Origin of the sequence: Lamprobacter sp., from assembly GCF_034860625.1 — a bacterium.
GTDB lineage: Bacteria > Pseudomonadota > Gammaproteobacteria > Chromatiales > Chromatiaceae > Lamprobacter.
Genome location: NZ_JAYESN010000608.1, coordinates 1 through 1,002, shown reverse-complemented (window position 1 = coordinate 1,002; position 1,002 = coordinate 1). Strand labels below are relative to the sequence as shown.

At 67.5% G+C, this 1,002-nt stretch carries 1 protein-coding gene; it reads right to left on the bottom strand.

Features of this window, described 5'->3' with window-relative positions; translation table 11 throughout:
* The coding region (locus VBE63_RS30180) for an MBL fold metallo-hydrolase (protein ID WP_323686650.1) at nt 1–1,002 on the bottom strand (1,002 nt) is incomplete at both ends.

The window sequence follows — 1,002 nt, the reverse complement described above, 5'->3', positions numbered from 1 at the left end:
GCCGGCGCACATGCCGCTGGCGGCGATGACCACCGCCGGTTGGCGGCTGTGGGCCAGGTAATTGACCATGTGCATGTGGTCGGCGTGCTGATCGACGGTGACCAGTTGATCAAAGGCGAGCGGATGGCGACCTTGCTGCAGCCGATCTTGGGCCTCGTCGTCCCAGACCTGGCGCAGGCGCCGATAGCCCTTGGTGAAGTCGGCGGCCAGGGGTGAGTCGAGCACCACTTGCAAGCGTTGCCAGTGCGGGCGGGCTTGCGCGCCACCCGCGCCGTGGGCGTGGAACAGGCCTTCAAGCTCATAAAGCAGCTCTTGGGTGCGACCGATGCTGAAGGCCGGGATGAGCACCGTGCCGCCGTCGGCAAGGGCGTGCTCGATCACCGCGCGCAGACGCTCGACGCGGGTGCCGCGGTCTTCATGGCAGCGGTCGCCGTAGGTGCTCTCGAGCACCAGGAGGTCGGCGCGCTCGGGCGGCTGCGGGGCAGGCAGCAGCGGGGTGTCGGGCGCGCCGAGGTCGCCGGAGAAGACGATGCGTTGGCGCTTGAACGCGGGCTTCTCCAAGGCATCGCCAGCTAGCCCGGCTTGGTTGGAATCGTCCTGTGCGGCGTTGGATGCTGAGCACGAGAGATCAATCTCGACATAGGCCGAGCCGAGGATGTGACCGGCGCGCTGCAGGCGGATAAGGGGTGCGCAGTCCGTCGGGTTGCTCGGGTCGTCGGCCAGCTCGAGCGGAACGACGCTACCCTGCCCGTCAAGCCGATGCCATTGCCCGAACGGCAGCGCGATGATGCGGCTGCGCAGCACGGCGAGCACCTGCTCGATCAGCCGTTGATCGCGCGTGAAACCAACCTTGAGCGCATCTTCGAGCACCAGCGGCAGCAGTTCGGCCGAGGCGGGGCTGGTAACGATCGGACCCCGGTAGCCAGCGGCAAGCAGATAGGGCAGCCGCCCGACGTGGTCGATGTGCACATGGGTGATGATCAGTGCCTGGATCGGGGCGAT